This is a genomic window from Pseudomonas sp. FW305-70 (genome assembly GCF_058783925.1).
In genome coordinates, this window is the sequence record NZ_JBYSYZ010000001.1 from 302,857 (window position 1) to 323,696 (window position 20,840).

The following is a 20,840-nucleotide window of genomic DNA, read 5'->3' on the forward strand; positions in this document are numbered from 1 at the left end:
GCTCTCAGGTTCATCGCGAGCGAGCTCGCTCCTACAGGGAACTGCGTTGCATATGAAAAGCCCGGCGTTCATCTCTGAGCGCCGGGCTTTTTATTGCAGGATCAATCAGGCATCCAGTTCGGCCCAGCGCTCGACCATCACGTCGAGTTCAGCCTGCAACTGCGCCAGCTGAGCGATCACTGCAGCCGTCTCGGCAGCCGGGCGCAGGTAAAAACCCGCGTCGGCCATTTGCGCTTCAACGGCAGCGATCTGCTGCTCCATGGCTTCGATCTCGCCGGGCAACGCTTCCAGCTCACGCTGCAATTTGTAGCTGAGCTTCTTCTTCGCCACTGGCGCTTCGACTGCCGCCGCAACCGGTGCCGGCTCGGCCTTCACCACTGCAGAGTTCAGGTCAGCCTTGCCGGACTTGCTCTCGGTCACACCCAGCAGGCGCGGCGAACCGCCCTGACGCAGCCAGTCCTGATAACCGCCAACGTATTCGCGAACCTTGCCTTCACCTTCGAAGACCAGGGTGCTGGTCACCACGTTGTCGAGGAATGCCCGGTCGTGACTGACCATCAAAACGGTGCCGTTGAAGGTCAGCAGGACCTCTTCGAGCAATTCGAGGGTTTCGACGTCGAGGTCGTTGGTCGGTTCGTCGAGTACCAGCAGGTTGGCCGGCTTGCTGAACAGCTTGGCCAGCAACAGACGGGCACGTTCACCGCCGGACAGCGCCTTGACCGGCGTGCGGGCACGCTGCGGGCTGAACAGGAAGTCGCCGAGGTAGCTCAGCACGTGGCGGCTCTGGCCGTCGATATCGATAAAGTCGCGACCTTCGGCGACGTTGTCGATCACGGTCTTTTCCAGATCCAGCTGATGGCGCAACTGGTCGAAGTAGGCCACATCGATCCTGGTGCCCTCTTCCACCTTGCCGCTGGTTGGCTGCAAGCCGCTGAGCATCAGCTTCAGCAGCGTGGTCTTGCCGGTACCGTTGGCGCCGAGCAGACCGATACGGTCGCCGCGCTGCAGCACCATGGAGAAGTCCTTGATCAGGAACGGACCGTCCGGGTGAGCAAAGCTCACGTTATCGAGGACCATGACCTGCTTGCCGGACTTGTCGGCGGTTTCCAGCTGGATGTTGGCCTTGCCGGTCCGCTCGCGACGTTCGCTGCGCTCGACGCGCAAGGCTTTGAGCGCGCGTACGCGGCCTTCGTTACGGGTGCGGCGGGCCTTGATGCCCTGGCGAATCCACACTTCTTCCTGGGCCAGGCGCTTGTCGAACAGCGCGTTGGCGGTTTCTTCGGCCGCCAGCGCGGCTTCCTTGTGCACGAGGAAACTGGCGTAGTCGCCGTTCCAGTCGATCAGGCCACCACGATCCAGTTCGAGGATGCGGGTTGCCAGGTTCTGCAGGAAGGAACGGTCGTGCGTGATGAACAGCACGGCGCCCTGGAAATCCTTCAGCGCCTCTTCAAGCCAGGCGATGGCACCGATGTCCAGGTGGTTGGTCGGCTCGTCGAGCAGCAGCAGGTCCGGCTCGGACACCAGGGCCTGGGCCAGCAGGACGCGACGACGCCAGCCGCCGGACAACTCGGCGAGGGTCTTGTCGGCCGGCAGTTGCAGGCGACTCAGGGTGCTGTCGACCAGCGTCTGCAAGCGCCAGCCATCGCGGGCTTCGAGGTCGTGCTGGACGTGCATCAGCTTGTCCAGATCGGCATCGGTGACGATGTTCTGGCTCAGGTGGTGATACTCGGCGAGCAACGCACCGACACCGTCCAGGCCTTCGGCCACCACGTCGAACACTGTCCGCTCGTCGGCCACCGGCAATTCTTGCGGCAATTCGCCGATCTTGAGACCGGGTGCGCGCCAAACGGAGCCGTCATCGGGCTTCTGGTCGCCCTTGACGAGCTTCATCATGCTGGACTTGCCAGTGCCGTTGCGGCCGATGATGCACACCCGCTCACCACGGGCGATCTGCCAGGACACCTTGTCCAACAACGGCATAGCGCCGAAAGCAAGGGACACATCGCTGAATTTGAGCAGGGTCATGAGCTTCTCCAAAAACCGGGCGCGCATTCTACCTGACTTGAGGCTTCAGAAGGCCGGCAATTTCACTCTCGTAGCACTCTGAACGACAAATGTTGCGAACTGATGCGGGAAGACCCGCAAAGCTTTCGCCGGCTGCTGGCAAAAGGCTAAGCTACAGACAATTCAGTGCGGGCCTGACCCGCACTTGTCATGTTTTCTCTGCCTGGACGTCTCATGCGCAGTCGCCTTTTCAATCTTTTGTCGTGTTTTTTACTTTCAGCCGCAGCGCTTCAATCCGCCCAGGCGGTGGACCTGTCCACCCAACGCCAATATTACGATGAAGCCAAGCGCGCCCTGGCCAAGGGTGATACCGGCCCGTATTTCCGTTACAGCCAGGCCCTCGCCGATTATCCGCTGGAACCGTACCTGGCCTACGACGAACTGACCGCGCGCCTGAAAACCGCGAGCAACGCCGAAATCGAGAAATTCCTCGCCGAACACGGCGACCTGCCCCAGGCCAACTGGATGAAACTGCGCTGGTTGCGCTGGCTGGCGGAGCGGGGCGACTGGGCGACTTTCGTCAAGTATTACGACCCGAAAATGAACTTCACCGAACTGGACTGCCTGAATGCGCAGTACCAGATCAGCCACAACCTCAAGGCCGAAGGTTACGCCAACACCGAAAAGCTCTGGCTGACTGGCAAATCCCAGCCCGAAGCCTGCGATACCCTGTTCGGCATGTGGGCCGCCGAAGGCCAGTTGACCGAGCAAAAACGCTGGGAACGCGCCAAACTCGCCGCCCAGGCGCGCAACTACCCGCTGGCCAACAGCCTGGTCAACGGCTTGACCACCCTCGCCCCGCGCGGTCGCTTGCTGGTGGACGTCGCGCAGAAACCGGAACTGCTCAACCAGCCGTCACGCTTCACCCCGGCCGATGAAGCCATGTCCGACGTGGTCAGCCTCGGCCTGCGCCGCCTGGCTCGCCAGGACCCGGACAGGGCCATGAACCTGCTCGACGGCTACGCCAGCAGCATGCACTTCTCCCGGGATGAAAAAGTCGCAATCGCCCGGGAAATCGGCTTGACCCTCGCCAAACGTTTCGACGGCCGAGCCCTGGACGTCATGACCAAATACGATCCGGAACTGCGCGACAACACGGTTTCCGAATGGCGCCTGCGCCTGCTCCTGCGTCTGGCGCGCTGGGACGATGCCTACCAGTTGACCCGCCGCCTGCCCCAGGACCTGGCCACCACCAACCGCTGGCGCTACTGGCAGGCCCGCAGCCTGGAACTGGCGCAACCGCAAAACCCGGAAGTGCAGACGCTCTATAAAAACCTGGCCCGCGAACGCGACTTCTATGGTTTCCTCGCTGCCGATCGCTCGCAGTCACCCTATTCGCTGAACAACAAGCCGCTGGTGATGAGTCAGGCGCTGATCAACAAAGTGCGTAATACCCCCGGCATACGTCGCGCCCTGGAGTTCCACGCTCGCGGGCAAATCGTCGACGGTCGCCGCGAGTGGTACCACGTCAGCCGCCACTTCAGCCGTGACGAGATGGTTGCCCAGGCCAAACTGGCCTACGACCTGAAATGGTACTTCCCGGCCATTCGCACCATCAGCCAGGCGCAGTATTGGGACGATCTGGATATCCGCTTCCCGATGGCCCACCGCAACACGCTGGTGCGTGAAGCGAAGAATCGCGGCCTGCATCCGAGCTGGGCGTTCGCCATTACTCGCCAGGAAAGCGCCTTCATGGAAGATGCCCGCTCCGGGGTCGGCGCCTCGGGTCTGATGCAACTGATGCCCGCCACCGCCAAGGAAACCGCACGCAAGTTCAGCATTCCCTATAGCTCGCCACAGCAACTGTTCAACCCGGACAAGAACATCCAGCTCGGCGCCGCTTACCTGAGCCAGGTGCACAGCCAGTTCAACGGCAACCGCGTCCTTGCCTCCGCCGCCTACAACGCCGGCCCGGGTCGCGTGCGCCAATGGCTGCGCGGTGCCGACCACCTGAGTTTCGATGTGTGGGTAGAAAGCATCCCGTTCGACGAAACCCGCCAGTACGTGCAAAACGTGTTGTCGTACTCGGTGATCTACGGCCAGAAGCTCAACTCGCCACAGCCGATCGTGGATTGGCATGAGCGGTTTTTCGACGATCAATAAGTGGAACAGCGGCAAGCTTTAAGCGACAAGCCGCAAGCTGTTCTGGTTAACCGCAATAAAAAAACCGCATTGAAAGATGCGGTTTTTTTATTGCGCTTTTCTTAGCCGGTTATTGGGTCGGAAACGGCATTCTGCCCATCACTGAACTGCAACGCCGCCAACCGGGCATACAGGGCATTGCTGGCAATCAGCTCCTGATGCGTCCCTACCGCCACCAGCTTCCCCTGATCCATCACCGCGATCCGGTCGGCGTTTTTAACCGTGGCCAGGCGATGGGCGATCACCAGAGTGGTTCGGTTCTTCATCAGGCTCGGCAGCGCCTGCTGGATCAGGTGCTCACTCTGGGCATCGAGGGCGCTGGTGGCTTCGTCGAGGAGCAGGATCGGGGCGTCCACCAGCAACGCGCGGGCGATGGCCAGGCGTTGGCGCTGGCCGCCGGACAGGCCGAGACCGCCATCCCCCAGATGAGTCTGGTAACCGCTGGGCATGGCTTCGATAAAGTCATGGGCGTAAGCGATCTTTGCCGCTTCCTGTACCTCGGCCAGCGTCGCCTGCGGATTGCCGTAGCGAATGTTGTCTTCAATGCTGCCGAAAAACAGCGCCGGGGTCTGTGACACCAGGGCGAAGCAGCGGCGCAAATCCAGCGGATCGAGCTGAGTCAACGGCACGCCATCGAGCAGGATGCGCCCCTCGGCCGGGTCGTAGAAACGCAGCAGCAAGTCATACACCGTCGACTTTCCGGCCCCGGAGGGCCCAACCAGCGCCAGCGTCTCACCGGCATTGACTGTCAGGCTCAAGCCGTCGACAGCGTAACTTTCCGGCCGCGACGGGTAGGAAAAACGCACATTTTGCAGCTGCAGGTGGCCGTCGACCCGTTCCGGCAGCGTCACCGCGCCTGCGACTGGTGGCAGGATGATGTTTTCCGAACGCAGCAACTCGGCAATCCGCTCGGCCGCGCCGGCCGCCCGCTGCAATTCCCCGATCACCTCGCTCAAGGTGCCGAACGCACTGCCGACGATCAGGCTGTAGAACACGAACGCCGCCAGCTCGCCGGCGGAAATTCGCCCGGCGATGACGTCCATCCCGCCAACCCAGAGCATCACCCCGACCGCGCCCAGGACCAGCACGATCACCAGGGTAATCAGCCACGCCCGCTGGAAGATGCGCTTGCGTGCGGTGTTGAACGCCTCCTCCACGGTCACGGCAAACCGTTGCTCGTCCTGGACCTGATGGTTGTAGGCCTGCACGGTCTTGATCTGCCCCAGGGTTTCGGAAACATAACTGCCGATATCGGCAATCCGGTCCTGGCTCAGGCGCGAGAGGTTACGCACCCGGCGACCGAAAATCAGGATCGGCGCGATCACCAGGGGCAAGGCCACCACTACGATACTGGTGAGCTTGGGGTTGGTGATGAACAACAGGACGATCCCGCCGATCACCATCAACAGATTGCGCAGGAACAACGACAGCGAAGACCCGATGACCGATTGCAGCAGCGTGGTGTCGGCGGTCAGGCGAGACTGGATTTCTGAGCTGCGATTGTCTTCGTAAAAACCCGGGTGCAGGTAAATCAGGTGATTGAACACGTCACGCCGGATATCGGCGACGCAGCGCTCGCCGATCCACGACACCAGATAAAACCGTACAAAGGTGCCGATCGCCAGCCCCACGACCAGCAACATGAACAGGCCAATGGACTGATTGAGCAGGTGTGGCGACTGGGTCATGAACCCCTTGTCCACCAGCAGGCGGATGCCCTGCCCCATGGACAAGGTGATGCCGGCAGTGACGATCAACGCCAGCAAGGCGCCGAAGGCCTGCCAGCGATACGGCGCAATGAAACGACTGGCCAGGCGAACAGCACGGCGGTGACGGGCAGAGAGCATCGCAAACATCCGGGACAAGACAATCATTAGGGTCAGCCTACACCGCTCAATGGGGTGGCTCGCTGCAAATCACAATGAGTCAGGTTAATTATGTCCACCAACACTAGAGGCTAGACGCTATTGGTCTAAAGTTCGGCTAGCCACGCGAAGGCATTTCTGCTGCACTGGTTCTGTCCCCCCGGAAAGATCGCAGGGAGTTGTCATAGCCCGGTCACCTGGCGGTTCTACAGTAAGCACACTACCTGATGAGGAGACAGGCCATGTCCTTGCAACACAGCAGCGATGACAAGATTCAAGTGATCCGCACGCAACCAGACCAGTCTCTGGGCTGCTCGATTATCGACGAGCAAGGCCGCGAAGTACCGATCACTGAAGAAATGATCCAGAAAGCTTGCAGCGAACTGGAAAAGCGATTGGTCAAACCTGCCGAACAAGAGTGATATAGCCACCGTCTTCTTGACCCGGCCCATTGTTGGCCGGGTTTTTTATGGGTGCCTGTCTGGACATTGTGGGGTGCCCTTCGCGAGCAAGCCCGCTCCCACATTGGATCTTCATGCACCACAAATCCCCTGTGGGAGCGGGCTTGCTCGCGAAGGGGCCGCCACGGTCTATCAGATTGCCGCCGCCCCCAACGCCGCCACAATCCGCCGCAACTCAGGCGCATCCCCCTCGATCCGCACCTGCAAGCCGTCGATCTCTCGGCGCGAAGGATAATTCTTGCGCAGCACATCGAACGCCGCGCGCTGCTCGCTGACACTGCCGACAAGGCTGCGACGGAAATCCGCATCGTCACGACGCGGGTCATACACGCCACGGCACAGCATCGCCAAGGCCCAGGCCGGGTCGCTTTGCGCATTCAGGGTCACGTGCGACAACCAGGGTGCCGGCAGCAAATCCCTCAGGCTGACGCGGGCCGGTTGCCCGAGGAAATCACAATAGGCCTGATAGATCTGCGCGGTGCCCCGCTGCTTGCCGTCGAGGCTGTAACCGGCAATGTGCGGCGTTGCCAGCACGCACAGCTCGGCCAGCGCCACGTCGACTTCAGGCTCGCCTTCCCAGACATCGAGCACTGCTTGCAGGTCTTCACGCTCCAACAGCACATCGCGCAGTGCCGCGTTGTTGACCACCGGTCCGCGGCTGGCATTGATCAGCCAGGTACCGGGTCTGAGCTGGTTGAGGCGTTTTTCATCGAACAGATGCCAGGTCGATTGAGGCCCCTGCTTGGTCAGCGGCGTGTGCAGGCTGATGACGTCGCACTCGTCGATGATCCGCTCAAGGCTGACGTAGTCACCGCCTTCGTTCGCCTGCCGTGGTGGATCGCACACCAGCACCTTCCAGCCCAGGCCCTGCAGGACCTTGACCAGTCGACCGCCCACCTCGCCGGCGCCGACCACGCCGTAGGTACGCCGGGTCAGGTCGGCCCCTTCGATTTCGGCCAGGGTCAGCAAGCTGCCGAGCACATAGTCGACCACACCGCGGGCATTGCAGCCCGGTGCACTGGACCAGGTGATGCCGGCCTGCTGAAAGTAATCCAGGTCCAGATGATCGGTGCCGATGGTGCACGTACCGACAAAGCGCACTTTGCTGCCTTCGAGCAGCGCGCGGTTGACGTTGGTCACCGAACGCACCAACAGCACATCGGCCTGCTCGACCGTGGCACGGTCGATGGCGCGACCCGGCACCCGGCGGATTTCACCGAAGCCTTCAAAGAAGGCATCGAGCAGGGGGATATTTTCGTCGGCAACAATCAGCATGGCAGGCTCCTTTGGCGGATCGGCAGTGTAGGCGTAGATGACGCATCGCGCCTAGACGCATCTCTCTGTAGGAGCGAGCTTGCTCGCGAAGGACGCAAGGATGCCACGTTCATTCAGGCATCCCGCGCCATCGTTGACGCTCATCGCGAGCAAGCTCGCTCCTACAGAGGGTTGATTACAAATCCATAACACGGGCCTTTTCCTGACTGCCGCGTCAACGCGTAGAATGCGCGGCTGTGCATCAAAACCTCCTGGACGTTTCGCTATTGAATCCTGTTATTGAAAGTACCGTCGCCACTGCGCCTTCGCGGACGACCCCCGTTCGCCTGGAACTCAAGGGCCTGCTCGGCCTGGCCCTGCCCATCATGATCGCGCAACTGGCCACCACGGCCATGGGCTTCGTCGATGCAGTGATGGCCGGCCGCGTCAGCCCGCGAGACCTGGCCTCGGTGGCCCTGGGCAACTCGATCTGGATTCCGGTCTACCTGTTGATGTCCGGCGTTCTGCTGGCAACCACACCCAAGGTCGCGCAACGCTTTGGCGCCGCGCAGTTCGACGAGATCGGCCCGCTGGTACGCCAGGCGCTGTGGCTGGCATTGTGTGTCGGCTTGATCGGCAGCGGCCTGCTGCTTTGCGCCGAGCCGATCCTGCACTGGATGAAAGTCGATCCGCAATTGATCGAGCCGAGCATGGGTTACCTGCACGGGATCGCTTTCGGGTTTCCCGGCATGGCGTTCTATTACGTATTGCGCTGCTACAGCGATGGCATGGGGCGTACCCGCCCGAGCATGGTCATCGGCTTGTGCGGCCTGCTGCTGAACATCCCGCTGAACTATGCGTTGATCTACGGCCATTTCGGCGCACCGGCCCTGGGCGGCGTCGGTTGCGGCTGGGCCAGCGGCATCGTGATGTGGTTCATGGCGTTGAGCATGGCCGGCTGGACCTTCTGGGCCCCCTTCTATGCCCGCACCCGGGTACTGGTGCGCTTCGACCGCCCGCAATGGGCCGTGATCAAGCGCCTGGTCGGCATTGGCCTGCCGATTGGCATCGCCGTCTTCGCCGAGTCCAGCATCTTCGCGGTCATCGCGCTGTTGATCGGCAGTCTCGGCTCGACCGTGGTGGCCGGGCATCAGATCGCCCTCAATATCAGCTCGTTGCTGTTCATGATTCCTTATTCACTGGGCATGGCGGTGACCGTGCGCGTCGGTCAGGCACTGGGGGCCGGCAATCCCTGGCAGGCGCGCTTCGCGGCGAAGGTCGGGCTCGGCGCGGCACTGGTGTTCGCAGCGTTCTCGGCGAGCCTGATCCTGCTGCTGCGCGAACCTATCGCCTCGATCTACACGCCTGACAAGGCCGTGATCCAGATTGCGTCGATGTTGATTGTCTATGCCGCGCTGTACCAGTTTTCCGATGCCATCCAGGTGATTTGCGCGGGCGCGTTGCGTGGCTACCAGGACACCCGGGCAACCATGATCCTGACCTTGTTCGCCTATTGGGGCATCGGTCTGCCGGTCGGCTACGTGTTGGGACTGACCGACTGGTTCGGTCCGGCCAGCGGCCCGAGCGGGCTGTGGGAAGGGTTGATTGCCGGCTTGAGCTGTGCGGCGCTGATGTTGTCGATCCGCCTGACGCTCAGTGCGCGCAAACGGATTCGTAACAGCCGCTCGGCCGGCTGATTGCACAAATTGTAGGAGCGAGCTTCTTCCGGGCGGCGTTCCGACGAAGGTCGTGAACGGTAACGCGTAAAACCAGATGCCCAACGGCGCCTTCGTTTTTTTCGCGAGCAAGCTCGCTCCTACAGTTGCGTCATGATGCGAACCTAAACGGACTTCTTGCGAATCCAGTAGAGGTAGGTGCCCTCCTCCTCGTGCTGCGCCACCAGTTCGTGGTCGAGAAACACACAGAACTTGGGAATGTCACGACGGGTCGACGGGTCGGTGGCGATGACCTTGAGCAGGCCGCCGGGCACCAGGTCACGGATGTGCTGGTGCAGCATCATCACCGGCTCGGGGCAGTTGAGGCCGGTGGCATCGAGGGTGCCGTCTACCGGCGTATCAAGCATTTCACTCATGATTCACTCCTGAAACTGGCCGGCATTGTCGCGCATTGCCGGGTTTGTGGCGAGGGAGCTTGCTCCCGCTCGGCGGCGAAGCCGACGCAAAACCTGTATATGTGGTGTGTCAGACACAACCAATAGCTAATAGATGACTTTAGGGCTGCTTCGCAGCCCAGCGGGAGCAAGCTCCCTCGCCACAAAAGCCCTTGCCAAAATCAGCGGGACTTGGGTTTCTTCACGTCCAGCCGGCGTAAATGGCAAGTCACTTCCTCGCGGTCGTGGTACAGCTGCTTGCAGCCGATCTCGACCTTGATGCCCCGCGCCTTGAAACCATCGGCAATGCGCTCGAGCAGACGCTTCACCTCGGCATAGCGCTGCTTCATCGGCAGCTTGAGGTTGACCACTGCCTCGCGGCAATGGCCGTCACCGATCCACTCTTCCAGCATCGCCGCATTACGCGCCGGCTTCTCGACGATGTCGCAGACCATCCAGTCCACCGGCTGCTTGGGCTTGAAGGTGAAACCGTCGGCCATCAGGTGTTGCACCAGCCCCGTGTCCATCAGGCTTGCGGCCATCGGGCCGTTGTCGATGGCGGTCACCAGCATGCCGCGGTTGACCAGTTGCCAGGTCCAGCCACCGGGAGCGGCCCCGAGGTCGACCCCGGTCATGTCACTGTGCAGGCGCTCGTCCCACTGGTCGCGCGGGATGAAGTGGTGCCAGGCCTCCTCCAGCTTCAGGGTCGAGCGGCTCGGCGCCTCCCGAGGAAACTTCAAGCGGGGAATGCCCATCGGCCACATCGCCGAGTTGTTCGACTCGGCCAGCCCCATGAACACCTCACGGCCGCTTTTGAAGGTCAGCAACAGCCGCGGCTTGTGAGCGTCTTCCACCAGTTTGCCGGCGGCCATCAGCGCCTTGCGCAGGTGCACTTCGAACTTTTTGCAGAAGTTCGACAGTTCCTTGCCATCATTGGTGTCGACCATTTCCAGCCACAGGCTGCCGCACAGCGGAAAGTCCGCCATATGATCGAGGATCACGCTGATGCGGTCGGTTTCCGGCAGATCGATGAAAATCCCCCGGGCCCATTGGCGCGGGAAGATCAGCTCGGCGAAACGCTGCCCGCGCATCAGGCGCTCGGCGCCGTCTTCTTCGGTGCAGACGAATTCGGCGCAAGCGGTGGCGGCTTTGGCCTTGGCGTAGCCGGCCACGTTCAAGCGCGCGGCGAGGTCGGAAATCTCGGAACAGACTTCACCTTCGAAGCCCGGCCGGCAATGCATGAATAGGGTGTTCATTCTTACTCCTGGACCCTGTGGGAGCGAGCGTGCTCGCGATGGACTCAAGGACGGCGCATTTATTCAGGAAACACGCGTTATCGTTAACGTCCATCGCGAGCAGGCTCGCTCCCACAAAGAGAGACCGCTTGCGTTGAAGCAAAGCCTGTCACGAAAACCGGCGCATGATAGCCGAGATCGGAACCTGGGTCTGTCCATAGAGTCCAGTTATTAGCCAGCTACCGAAAACAGGGCTAGGTTTAAGGCTCTGTCCGTCCCCTCAGTCCGTAGCCGTGCGGACTTCAAGGAGTGATCGCAATGCCGTCCCTCGATAGCCTGAAGACGTTGAAAACCCTGCAGGTCGGCAACAAGACCTACCACTACTTCAGCCTGTCCGACGCCGCCAGGAGCCTGGGCGAGCTGGACAAGTTGCCGATGTCGTTGAAAGTCCTGCTGGAAAACCTGCTGCGCTGGGAGGACGAGAAAACCGTCACCGGCGCCGACCTCAAGGCACTGGCCGCGTGGCTCAAGGAGCGCCGCTCCGACCGGGAAATCCAGTACCGCCCGGCGCGGGTGCTGATGCAGGATTTCACTGGCGTACCGGCGGTGGTCGACCTGGCCGCCATGCGCGCGGCGATGGCCAGGGCCGGCGGCGATCCACAGCGCATCAACCCGCTGTCGCCGGTGGACCTGGTGATCGACCATTCGGTGATGGTCGACAAGTTCGCCAGCAGCAGCGCTTTCGAGCAGAACGTCGACATTGAAATGCAGCGCAATGGCGAGCGTTATGCGTTCCTGCGCTGGGGCCAGAGCGCCTTCGACAACTTCAGTGTGGTGCCGCCGGGCACCGGGATCTGCCACCAGGTGAATCTTGAATACCTCGGTCGCACGGTCTGGACCAAGGACGAGGACGGCCGCACCTATGCCTTCCCCGACACCCTGGTCGGCACCGACTCCCACACCACCATGATCAACGGCCTCGGCGTGCTCGGCTGGGGCGTCGGTGGCATCGAGGCGGAAGCGGCGATGCTCGGGCAACCGGTGTCGATGCTGATTCCCGAAGTCATCGGTTTCAAACTGACCGGCAAGCTCAGGGAAGGCATCACCGCCACCGACCTGGTGCTGACCGTCACCCAGATGCTGCGCAAGAAAGGCGTGGTGGGCAAATTCGTCGAATTCTACGGCGACGGCCTTGCCGACCTGCCGCTGGCCGACCGGGCGACCATCGCCAACATGGCGCCGGAATACGGCGCCACCTGCGGTTTCTTCCCGGTGGACGACGTCACGCTGGAGTACCTGCGCCTGTCCGGCCGCCCCCTTGAAACAGTGCAATTGGTCGAGGCCTACAGCAAGGCCCAGGGTCTGTGGCGCCTGCCCGGCCAGGAGCCGGTGTTCACCGACACCCTGGCGCTGGACATGGGCAGCGTCGAAGCCAGCCTCGCGGGACCAAAACGCCCGCAGGACCGGGTGTCGCTGCCGAATGTCGCGCAAGCCTTCAGCGACTTCGTCGACCTGCAATTCAAACCCACCAGCAAGGAAGAAGGTCGCCTCGAAAGTGAAGGGGGTGGTGGCGTCGCCGTCGGCAATGCCGATATGGCCGGTGAAGCGGACTACGATTACGAAGGCCAGACCTATCGCCTGAAAAACGGCGCCGTGGTCATTGCCGCCATCACCTCCTGCACCAACACCTCCAACCCGAGCGTGATGATGGCGGCCGGGCTGGTGGCGAAGAAGGCCGTGGAAAAAGGCCTGAAACGCAAACCCTGGGTGAAGAGCTCGCTGGCCCCCGGCTCGAAAGTGGTCACCGACTACTACAAGGCGGCCGGCCTGACCCGCTACCTCGATGAATTGGGCTTTGCCCTGGTCGGCTACGGCTGCACCACCTGCATCGGCAACTCCGGACCGCTGCCGGAACCCATCGAGAAAGCCATCCAGCAAGCCGACCTCACCGTGGCATCGGTACTCTCGGGCAATCGCAACTTCGAAGGCCGGGTGCACCCCCTGGTGAAAACCAACTGGCTGGCCTCCCCGCCACTGGTGGTCGCCTATGCGTTGGCAGGCACGGTACGCACCGACCTCAGCCGCGAACCGCTGGGGGAAGACAAGGACGGTAAACCGGTATACCTGCGGGACATCTGGCCCGACAGCAAAGAAATCGCCGACGCGGTGAGCCAGGTCAACACCGCCATGTTCCACAAGGAATACGCCGAAGTGTTTGCCGGAGACGAACAATGGCAGGCGATCGAGGTGCCGCAAGCGGCGACCTATGTCTGGCAGGACGACTCGACCTACATCCAGCACCCGCCCTTCTTCGACGACATCGGCGGTCCGCCGCCCGTGGTCAAGGATGTCAGCGCAGCGAACATTCTCGCCCTGCTCGGCGACTCGGTGACCACTGATCACATCTCCCCCGCCGGCAACATCAAGGCGGAAAGCCCGGCAGGGCAGTACCTGCGCGACAAAGGCGTGGAACCGCGGGACTTCAACTCCTACGGTTCGCGGCGCGGCAACCATGAAGTGATGATGCGCGGCACTTTCGCCAACATCCGCATACGCAACGAAATGCTCGGCGGCGAGGAAGGCGGCAACACCCGCTACATTCCCACCGGGGAAAAAATGCCGATCTACGACGCCGCCATGCGCTATCAGGCGTCGGGTACCCCGCTGGTAGTGATTGCCGGCCAGGAATACGGCACCGGATCGAGCCGCGACTGGGCGGCCAAAGGCACCAATCTGCTGGGGGTCAAAGCGGTCATCGCCGAAAGCTTCGAACGCATCCACCGCTCCAACCTGGTGGGCATGGGCGTGCTGCCGTTGCAGTTCAAGCTGGATCAGAACCGCAAGAGCCTGAACCTCAACGGCAGTGAAACCCTGGACATCCTCGGCTTGACCGGTGTCGAGCTGACACCACGGATGAACCTGACACTGGTCATCACTCGCGAAGACGGCAGCCGCGAGAAAATCGAGGTGCTGTGCCGCATCGATACGCTCAATGAGGTGGAGTACTTCAAGTCCGGAGGGATTCTGCATTACGTGTTGCGGCAGTTGATTGCCTCCTAGCCATGCGCTGATACAAACACCGCCTTCGGGCGGTGTTTTTTGTCTGGGAGCCCGCCAGTACAATCGCTCGCCTTATGCCCCCCTTTCATGCCTGACACATGAGCAAATGTGGGAGCGGGCTTGCTCGCGAAGACGGTGGATCAGTCGACACACGTGTTGAATGTCATGGCCTCTTCGCGAGCAAGCCCGCTCCCACAGAACATCAGGGGCGTTCGCAAGACTTCGACTCAAGGACTTCACATGGTCGCCATGCAATGGACTTTTCTGATCCTCCTCTCCATCGGCTACTACATGGCACTGTGTTTCAGCAGTATGAGTTGGCCAGCGATGATTTCCGTCGCTTTACTACTGGTCTGCGGTTTTGCCGTTCGCCAGCAAACGCTTAAGTTCGGTCGCTACCTCGGCCACGGCCTGTTCATCGTCCTGGCGCTGGCCCTGGCATTGCACTGGCTACCGGGCTTCCATAACGGTCGCGGCATTGCGCTGCAGCGTTTCAGCGAAAACGCCATCCCGTTTTCCATGTTCCTGAACCTGGACAAACCCCTGATCGGCTTCTGGCTGCTGTTGGTCTGCCCATGGATTGTCGGTCGTTGCCCGTTGCGCTCCTTTCTATATGCCACCGCACTGGCACTGACCTTGAGCACCGTGCTGGCACTGGGCGGCGCGCTGCTGATGGGCATCATCGCCTGGGCGCCGAAATGGCCGGACCAGGCCTGGCTATGGATGCTCAACAATCTGCTGCTGGTAACCCTGGTCGAGGAAGCGTTGTTTCGCGGCTATATCCAGGGCGGCCTGAGCCGGATCATGAAAAACCTGCCCCAGGGTGAAAACCTCGCCCTGCTGCTGGCGTCTCTGATTTTCGGCCTGGCCCACGCGGGGGCCGGCTGGCAATGGGTGGTACTGGCGAGTCTGGCCGGGATCGGTTACGGCGTTGCCTACCGTTTCGGTGGATTGGGCGCTGCCATCCTCAGCCACTTCGGCTTGAACCTGATGCACTTCGCACTGTTCACCTACCCGATGGCGGGATAATCACCGCAACGAACCAAACAACCGTATGACAGAAAGTAACAGCCGAGCCTTGACCCTCCCCCCCCTTCGTCACTAGAGTGCACGCTTTTAAAATGGCCCCGATAGCAGTGAGCCATCGGAGATAGCCGTACAGTTGCGCTGGAATGGAATCCACACCCCCCCTTTCCTTCCTCCTGCCTGTGCGGTTTTCACACTTGATATCGCAACTTGCGCAGCCCCTATGTTCAATAAAATCCTGGTCGTTTGCATCGGCAACATCTGCCGAAGCCCCACCGTCGAGGCCCTGCTTAAAAGCAGACTGGCCGAGCGCGGCATTGATGTAAGTTCAGCAGGCATCCACGCCCTGGTGGACAAACCCATGGACAGCACCGCGCTGGAAGTCTTGCGCGAACACAATGGCGACCACCCGGACCACAAAGGCCGGCAACTGACCCGCGAACTGCTGCAACAGGCTGACCTGATCCTCACCATGGAAACAGGCCACGTCAAACGCATCGTGCAAATGGCGCCGGAAGCACAGGGCAAAACGTTCCTGCTGGGCAAGTGGCAGAACAACCAGGAAATCCCCGACCCCTATCGCCAACAGAAGGTCGCCTTCGAACACGTCTATCAACTGATGACGCAAGGCGTCGACAGCTGGTCGCAAAAACTATAATCACCTCTTGCAAAAGTACCCCGCATGCAAAGCCCAAACAGCCTCCCCATCCAGGAACACCGCGACGACGATGACGACATCGATCTGCTCGCACTCTTCGGCACCTTGATCGACAGCAAGTGGATCATTGTTGGCATCACTGCGTTCTTTTGCGCGGTGGGTGTTGCGTATGCCGTGCTGTCGACGCCGATTTACCAGGCGAATGCACTGGTGCAGGTTGAAGAGAAAAAAGGCGGCATGGCCGCGCTGGGCGGCATGGGGGAAATGAGTGAGATGTTCGGCGGCACCTCCCCGGCGGTGACCGAGATTGAGCTGCTCAAATCCCGCGCGGTTCTGGGCAAGGCTGTGGAGAACCTGAAGCTCGATATTATTGTTGAGCCGAACTACTTCCCGCTGGTTGGCCAATTCTTGAGCCGGCGCTTTAAGCCTTTGAGTGAAAACCAGGTGGCCTCGCCACTGCTCGGCCTCAACGGCTTCACTTGGGGTGGAGAAAAACTCGATATCTTCCAACTGGAAGTACCGGATGCTTACCTCGGCAAGGGGCTGACACTTCGCGCGGAAGGCAATGGCACCTTCACCCTGCTGAATGACGATGAAGAAGTCCTCCTCCAGGGTCAGGTGGGTGAAAAACTGGAGCAAAATGGCTTCAAGCTACAAGTTGCCAACCTGAACGCCAATGTTGGAGCTCTGTTCTCTGTCACCAAACAGCGTCGTCTCAACACTATTCTGCAATACCAGGATGATGTGCTTGCCGCTGAACGTGGCAAGGAATCCGGCATCATCGCACTGTCGCTGGAAAGCCAAGATCCCGATCTGGCCAACAAGGTGCTGGATGAGATCAACCGTCTCTACGTACTGCAGAACGTCCAGCGTAACTCCGCTGAAGCCGCACAAAGCCTGGAGTTTCTGCGCACCCAGTTACCGGATGTACGCAAGCAACTTGAGAAGGCCGAAGGTCAGTTGAATGCCTACCAGAGCAGTGCTCGCTCCGTAGACATCACTATCGAAACCAAAGCTGTACTCGATCAGATCGTAGCCTTGGAGACCCTGATTTCCGAGTTGAAGCTCAAGCAAGCCGAGATGGAACACCGCTTCACCCGTGAGCATCCATCCTACCAGGCACTGATGACCCAAATGGGTCAGCTCGATCAACAGAAACGCGGGCTGGAAAAGAAGGTCAAGAACCTGCCAGAAACCCAGCAGGAACTGCTGCGCCTGACCCGTGACATGCAAGTCACCACCGACATCTACACGCAACTGCTGAACAAAACCCAGGAGCTGGATATTGTCCGAGCCGGTACGGTAGGTAACGTCCGCGTGATCGACTCGGCGGATGCGAACATCGAAAAACCGGTCAAACCGAAAAAAACGCTGGTCGTTTTGATCGCAACGCTGCTCGGCGGCCTGATTGCCGTGGCCTACGTATTGGTTCGTAAAGCGATGAATCGTGGCGTCGAAGACCCGGAGGTCATCGAGCAACTCGGCATCCCGGTTTACGCGTCGATCCCTCTCAGCAAGGGCCAGTCCCAGATTGAAGGTACGTTGAAAGGCAACAACCGCGCCTCTACCGGCTCCCTGTTGCTAGCCGTGAACAACCCAGCAGACCTCGCCGTGGAGTCGTTGCGCAGCCTGCGTACCAGCCTGCACTTCGCAACCCTTGAAGCAAAGAACAACATCCTGATGATTTCCGGCCCAAGCCCGGCCGTGGGTAAATCCTTCGTATCGTGCAACCTGGCCGCGATCATTGCCCAGACCGGGCAAAAGGTACTGCTGGTCGACGCCGACATGCGTAAAGGCTACCTGAACAAAATGTTCCGTATGGACGTGAGCAACGGTTTGTCCGATCTGCTCGCCGGCAAGATTGATCTGAACAAGGCAACCCACTCCACCGAAGTGGACAACCTGCACGTCATCACCCGCGGTCAGATCCCGCCCAACCCGTCGGAATTGCTGATGCACAGCAACTTCACCCGGTTCCTGGAGCAAGTCAGCAGCCAGTACGACCTGGTGATCATCGACACCCCGCCAATCCTCGCAGTGACCGATGCCGCCCTGGTGGGCCGTCAGGCCGGCACAAGCCTGATCGTGACCCGTTTTGGCGTCAACGCCGCCAAGGAAATCGCCGTAACCAAACGTCGCTTCGAACAGAACGGCATCGTGGTCAAGGGTGCGATCTTCAACGCCGTGGAACGCAAGGCTTCAGCCTACGGCTACGGCAGCTACAGCTACTATCAATACGAATACGCGTCGGACAAGAAGTGACACCGGACATCAGGGCAGCGCCGCTGCCCTGATTCACCCATGAGAGCCCTCAGCATGCCTCGCCCGCACCCGCCCCCACGCTGGTACCTGATCCAGTGCAAACCCCGGCAAGATGCCCGCGCCGAGGAAAACCTGATCCGCCAGAGCTTCACCTGCTACCGACCTACACAACAGGTCGAACGCATTCAACGCGGTCGCCGCAGCACCTCGGTGGAGTCTCTCTTCCCCGGCTACCTGTTTATCCAGCTCGACCAGCTCAACGACAACTGGCACCCGATCCGCTCTACCCGCGGGGTCAACCAACTGGTGACGTTCGGCAAACAACCGATTGCGGTCGCTGACGATCTGATCGAGCAATTGCAACAGCAACTCAACGAGGCACCCGCAGAGCCCGCAACATTCGAACCCGGCGACCGGGTGCGCATCAACCGCGGCTGCTACAAGGAACTGGAAGCGATTTTCCTGGCCCGCGACGGTGCCGAACGCATCGTGATCCTGCTCCAGCTCCTGCACCGCGAACACACCCTCAGCATCCCGATCAACGCCATAGAAAAGACCTGATAGCAGTCAACATCAATCCCCACTGTGGCGAGGGGGCTTGCCCCCGCTGGGCCGCGCAGCGGCCCTAAAACCAGCCACCGCGGCTCTACAGATAAAACACATTTGCCGGCTTTACGACTCCCTCTCAGCCAACCAACCCAACCATGCGCAACATCGAAACCCTCCCCCCTTCGGCACATACCCCAGAATCGATCGCATGATGGCTCGCATAGTGGCACTTCGCCCAACAAACACTGGGCTATCGGCTGCAATCGGCTTTTCACTGGTTATTGGTAATTTTGTCCGTCCGAACCCCATATGAGCCTGTTTTATACCTTCACATTTCCTAACAAAAACGTAGAATAAGCCGTCGGCTGAGGTATATTCCCATTCCGGCAGGATGCCATTGCACAAACCTCGCGTTGTGTAGAAGTCAAGGACAGACTCATTATCCTCCGAGCGCAGACTCGGCCTGCCTGATTGACCCTCTTCCCCAAAAATGCCAGCGCTCGCGCATCGGCTCATTCGTCGCACCCACGGCGCACGTTCTCAGGAAACCAACGGTCAATCCTGGGGCGGTAGCGTGCCCAAAACCTTGATATTGGCCAAGGCGAGTGCGTTCCCTGTCACGGATAAGGGAAACGCCACGACACAGACCGGTTTGTGCCAGAGGCTCAAACAGCAACCAAAGCGGCATGGAGTGAAAACTCCAGCAGCAGGCATACCCCAGGAAGGCTATGTCCAAATCGACGCAAGGGACATTATTTTGATTCGCAAGCGCAACACCAAGCTACCAGCCGGCCGCGGTCTTACGTTCTGGACCCAATGGCTTGGCGCAATCTCCGCACTCATCCTCCTGCTCTGTGCACTGGCAACCATTAAGACCGGGGAAGTCGAAGCCCACTACCGGATACTCGCCGCATTCATGCTGCTCGGCTCAGTACCCGCCTACTCCATGATGCAGGTCTACCATAAACACCATGGCTATTTGGTCGGGCTAGGCCGATTGTTGGCTGGCTGGTTGGTGCTACTTTCCGGCTTGACCATCGTGGCGTTTATCACCAAAACCAGTGAGCTTTTTTCCCGCGAAGTTATCATTAGCCTCGCCCTCGGCGGTTTCGTACTCCAGGCCTGTCTTTATGTGCCGCTGCATAACCTCTCCCGGCGTTACCAGCAAAAGCTGCAATCAGAACGCACGTCTCTGATTATCGGCACCGGCGACCTGGCCCAAGAACTCGCAGACAAATTGGTTCGCAACAGAAACGAACCACTGGTTGGCCTGGTGGCCGCGGACGACCAACCCTTGCCCAGCAATGGCCTGTACCCGGTGATTGGCAGCCTTGCCCACCTGCGGGACCTGATCGCAACCCACCGTATTCGGCGCCTCTACATCGCTTTGCCACTGACAGAAGCCGAACAGATCGAAGGTCTGTACATCGACCTGCTGGACTCCAGCGTCGACGTCATCTGGACCCCGGACCTGCAAAGCCTGATCCTGCTCAACCACTCCGTCAGTGATATCGAAGGCCTTCCCGCCATTCACCTGAACGAAAGCCCACTGACGTCCTACCCTACCGCCGCCGCCTCTAAAGCGATAATGGACCGGACCGTCGCACTCATCGCGATCATCCTCCTCAGCCCGGTATTGTTGGCCACCGCCATCGCCGTCAAATGCTCATCCCCTGGCCCGATCCTGTTCAAACAGAAACGCCACGGCTGGAACGGCAAGATCATCAAGGTCTGGAAGTTTCGCTCGATGCGTATGCACGACGACCAGGACGTCAAACAGGCCAGCCGTGACGACCCTCGCGTAACCCGCGTCGGTCAGTTCATCCGCCGCACGTCCCTCGACGAACTGCCGCAACTGTTCAATGCCCTGCAAGGCCGTATGTCACTGGTAGGTCCCCGCCCTCACGCCGTGGCGCATAACGATTACTACACCGGTAAAATCGACGCCTATATGGCTCGACACCGAATCAAACCGGGGATTACCGGGCTTGCTCAAATCAGTGGTTGTCGCGGCGAGACAGAAACCATCGACAAGATGGAAAAGCGTGTAGAGCTGGATCTCGCGTACATCAACAACTGGTCGTTGTGGCTCGATATCAAGATCTTGATCAAGACCCCCTTCACCTTGTTGTCAAAGAACATCTACTGACCCCG

Annotated in this window: 14 protein-coding genes; 9 read left to right on the plus strand and 5 right to left on the minus strand. The window is 60.3% G+C overall.

What is annotated here, in order from left to right; genetic code table 11:
• Positions 1-105: 105 nt before the first annotated feature.
• A complete protein-coding gene (locus AC3WN7_RS01445; RefSeq protein WP_007974055.1) occupies positions 106-2,025 on the minus strand; it encodes an ATP-binding cassette domain-containing protein in 1,920 nt (639 codons plus the stop codon).
• Positions 2,026-2,238: 213 nt separating this feature from the next.
• Here AC3WN7_RS01445 and AC3WN7_RS01450 point away from each other — a divergent pair, with 213 nt between their 5' ends.
• Entirely contained in the window at positions 2,239-4,167 is a 1,929-nt protein-coding gene (locus AC3WN7_RS01450) for a transglycosylase SLT domain-containing protein (protein ID WP_095965232.1), read from the plus strand.
• 101 nt (positions 4,168-4,268) lie between these two features.
• Here the strand turns inward: AC3WN7_RS01450 and AC3WN7_RS01455 are convergent, their stop codons facing one another.
• Complete coding sequence (locus AC3WN7_RS01455) at positions 4,269-6,062, minus strand: ABC transporter transmembrane domain-containing protein (protein WP_173862135.1); 1,794 nt, start codon at positions 6,060-6,062, stop codon at positions 4,269-4,271.
• 251 nt (positions 6,063-6,313) lie between these two features.
• Between AC3WN7_RS01455 and AC3WN7_RS01460 the strand changes: the two genes are divergently transcribed.
• Entirely contained in the window at positions 6,314-6,493 is a 180-nt protein-coding gene (locus AC3WN7_RS01460) for a PA1571 family protein (protein WP_007974065.1), read from the plus strand.
• Positions 6,494-6,664: 171 nt separating this feature from the next.
• On the opposite strand, the gene pdxB is transcribed toward AC3WN7_RS01460, so the two are convergent.
• On the minus strand, positions 6,665-7,807 hold the full coding sequence (pdxB, locus tag AC3WN7_RS01465) for a 4-phosphoerythronate dehydrogenase PdxB (protein WP_102675094.1): 1,143 nt from the start codon (positions 7,805-7,807) through the stop codon (positions 6,665-6,667).
• Positions 7,808-8,073: 266 nt separating this feature from the next.
• Between pdxB and AC3WN7_RS01470 the strand changes: the two genes are divergently transcribed.
• Complete coding sequence (locus tag AC3WN7_RS01470; RefSeq protein ID WP_102675093.1) at positions 8,074-9,483, plus strand: MATE family efflux transporter; 1,410 nt, start codon at positions 8,074-8,076, stop codon at positions 9,481-9,483.
• Positions 9,484-9,626: 143 nt separating this feature from the next.
• On the opposite strand, the gene tusA is transcribed toward AC3WN7_RS01470, so the two are convergent.
• Together tusA and rlmM are read right to left on the minus strand one after the other, a co-directional pair.
• The gene (tusA, locus tag AC3WN7_RS01475; protein ID WP_015095965.1) at positions 9,627-9,878 is read right to left on the minus strand and encodes a sulfurtransferase TusA; all 252 of its coding nucleotides are present in this window, start codon (positions 9,876-9,878) and stop codon (positions 9,627-9,629) included.
• Positions 9,879-10,078: 200 nt separating this feature from the next.
• On the minus strand, positions 10,079-11,152 hold the full coding sequence (gene rlmM / locus AC3WN7_RS01480) for a 23S rRNA (cytidine(2498)-2'-O)-methyltransferase RlmM (protein WP_102675092.1): 1,074 nt from the start codon (positions 11,150-11,152) through the stop codon (positions 10,079-10,081).
• Between the two features lie 297 nt (positions 11,153-11,449).
• Between rlmM and acnA the strand changes: the two genes are divergently transcribed.
• From acnA to AC3WN7_RS01510, 6 genes are all read left to right on the plus strand, one after another.
• Positions 11,450-14,191 carry an aconitate hydratase AcnA gene (acnA, locus tag AC3WN7_RS01485; RefSeq protein ID WP_102675091.1) on the plus strand — a complete coding sequence of 914 codons (2,742 nt, stop codon included), beginning with the start codon at positions 11,450-11,452 and terminating at the stop codon, positions 14,189-14,191.
• A 240-nt stretch (positions 14,192-14,431) separates the two neighbouring features.
• Positions 14,432-15,220 (plus strand): CPBP family intramembrane glutamic endopeptidase, encoded by a 789-nt coding sequence (locus tag AC3WN7_RS01490; RefSeq protein WP_102675090.1) that lies wholly within the window; start codon positions 14,432-14,434, stop codon positions 15,218-15,220.
• Between the two features lie 220 nt (positions 15,221-15,440).
• Positions 15,441-15,875: a low molecular weight protein-tyrosine-phosphatase gene (locus AC3WN7_RS01495; RefSeq protein ID WP_007974078.1), complete on the plus strand. Its 435-nt coding sequence runs from the start codon at positions 15,441-15,443 to the stop codon at positions 15,873-15,875.
• A gap of 24 nt (positions 15,876-15,899) precedes the next feature.
• On the plus strand, positions 15,900-18,137 hold the full coding sequence (locus AC3WN7_RS01500; protein ID WP_102675089.1) for a polysaccharide biosynthesis tyrosine autokinase: 2,238 nt from the start codon (positions 15,900-15,902) through the stop codon (positions 18,135-18,137).
• 54 nt (positions 18,138-18,191) lie between these two features.
• Positions 18,192-18,698 carry a transcription/translation regulatory transformer protein RfaH gene (gene rfaH / locus AC3WN7_RS01505; protein ID WP_102675088.1) on the plus strand — a complete coding sequence of 169 codons (507 nt, stop codon included), beginning with the start codon at positions 18,192-18,194 and terminating at the stop codon, positions 18,696-18,698.
• 745 nt (positions 18,699-19,443) lie between these two features.
• Complete coding sequence (locus AC3WN7_RS01510; protein ID WP_102675087.1) at positions 19,444-20,835, plus strand: undecaprenyl-phosphate glucose phosphotransferase; 1,392 nt, start codon at positions 19,444-19,446, stop codon at positions 20,833-20,835.
• The last annotated feature ends 5 nt before the right edge of the window (positions 20,836-20,840 follow it).

Excerpts from the sequence above, each read along its gene's own strand:
- AC3WN7_RS01445 (WP_007974055.1), bottom strand. The coding sequence starts at position 2,025 with ATGACCCTGCTCAAATTCAGCGATGTGTCCCTTGCTTTCGGCGCTATG.
- AC3WN7_RS01450 (WP_095965232.1), top strand. The coding sequence starts at position 2,239 with ATGCGCAGTCGCCTTTTCAATCTTTTGTCGTGTTTTTTACTTTCAGCC.
- AC3WN7_RS01455 (WP_173862135.1), bottom strand. The coding sequence starts at position 6,062 with ATGTTTGCGATGCTCTCTGCCCGTCACCGCCGTGCTGTTCGCCTGGCC.
- AC3WN7_RS01460 (WP_007974065.1), top strand. The coding sequence starts at position 6,314 with ATGTCCTTGCAACACAGCAGCGATGACAAGATTCAAGTGATCCGCACG.
- pdxB (WP_102675094.1), bottom strand. The coding sequence starts at position 7,807 with ATGCTGATTGTTGCCGACGAAAATATCCCCCTGCTCGATGCCTTCTTT.
- tusA (WP_015095965.1), bottom strand. The coding sequence starts at position 9,878 with ATGAGTGAAATGCTTGATACGCCGGTAGACGGCACCCTCGATGCCACC.
- rlmM (WP_102675092.1), bottom strand. The coding sequence starts at position 11,152 with ATGAACACCCTATTCATGCATTGCCGGCCGGGCTTCGAAGGTGAAGTC.
- acnA (WP_102675091.1), top strand. The coding sequence starts at position 11,450 with ATGCCGTCCCTCGATAGCCTGAAGACGTTGAAAACCCTGCAGGTCGGC.
- AC3WN7_RS01490 (WP_102675090.1), top strand. The coding sequence starts at position 14,432 with ATGGTCGCCATGCAATGGACTTTTCTGATCCTCCTCTCCATCGGCTAC.
- AC3WN7_RS01495 (WP_007974078.1), top strand. The coding sequence starts at position 15,441 with ATGTTCAATAAAATCCTGGTCGTTTGCATCGGCAACATCTGCCGAAGC.
- AC3WN7_RS01500 (WP_102675089.1), top strand. The coding sequence starts at position 15,900 with ATGCAAAGCCCAAACAGCCTCCCCATCCAGGAACACCGCGACGACGAT.
- rfaH (WP_102675088.1), top strand. The coding sequence starts at position 18,192 with ATGCCTCGCCCGCACCCGCCCCCACGCTGGTACCTGATCCAGTGCAAA.